Raw genomic sequence first — 234 nt, forward strand, 5'->3', positions numbered from 1 at the left:
ACGCGCCCGGGGGACCGGCCCGCCGGTCGCGCACAAACGGTTGAGGATGCCCATGCCCTCGAACAACACCTGGCTGCGGGGCTGGCTCCCCTGGCCGCGCGAGCCATGGAACGGCTGGTCCCACCGCTCCAGCAGCCTGAAGGACACGCCACGCCGGGCCAGTTAAATGGCCAGGTTCAAACCAGCTGCACCGGCGCCACAGAGAACCACATCAGCGGAGTTACCCATAGGTTT

The 234-nt window shown here is 67.1% G+C and carries 1 protein-coding gene; it reads right to left on the bottom strand.

From position 1 onward, the window contains the following. The coding region (locus tag ACQG3P_RS24295; protein ID WP_426806481.1) for an FAD-dependent monooxygenase at positions 1-162 on the bottom strand (162 nt) is incomplete at its 3' end. Positions 163-234 lie beyond the last annotated feature (72 nt).

Source organism: Stenotrophomonas sp. SrG, assembly GCF_050031795.1.
Lineage (GTDB): Bacteria > Pseudomonadota > Gammaproteobacteria > Xanthomonadales > Xanthomonadaceae > Stenotrophomonas > Stenotrophomonas rhizophila_A.